General features: G+C 74.3%; 1 protein-coding gene. It reads right to left on the minus strand.

All coding sequences use genetic code 11. From position 1 onward, the window contains the following. Positions 1-61 precede the first annotated feature (61 nt). The coding region (locus PUR71_RS05150) for an electron transfer flavoprotein subunit alpha/FixB family protein (protein ID WP_329925123.1) at positions 62-499 on the minus strand (438 nt) is incomplete at its 5' end.

A 499-nucleotide genomic window follows, 5' to 3' on the forward strand; every position in this document is an offset into this window, starting at 1 on the left:
ACGCCGGAGGGCGTGGCACCGGGTACCCGGTGCCACGCCCTCCGCGTCGGTGCGGGGCGGATCAGGCCTTGCGGGCCTTCACCTCGGCGGTGAGCTGCGGCAGGACGGCGAAGAGGTCGCCGACGACGCCGTAGTCGACCAGCTCGAAGATCGGGGCCTCGGGGTCCTTGTTGACGGCCACGATGGTCTTCGAGGTCTGCATGCCGGCCCGGTGCTGGATCGCGCCGGAGATGCCGTTGGCCACGTACAGCTGCGGGGAGACCTGCTTGCCGGTCTGGCCGACCTGGCTGGTGTGCGGGTACCAGCCGGCGTCGACGGCGGCGCGCGAGGCGCCGACGGCCGCGCCGAGCGAGTCGGCGAGCTCCTCGACGACGCCGAAGCCCTCGGCGGCACCGACGCCGCGGCCGCCGGAGACGACGATGGCGGCCTCGGTCAGCTCCGGGCGGCCGGTCGAGACGCGCGGGGTGCGGGAGACGACCTTGGCGGCGTTGCCGGTGAA

Source organism: Streptomyces sp. SP17BM10, from assembly GCF_036322405.1.
Lineage (GTDB): Bacteria > Actinomycetota > Actinomycetes > Streptomycetales > Streptomycetaceae > Kitasatospora.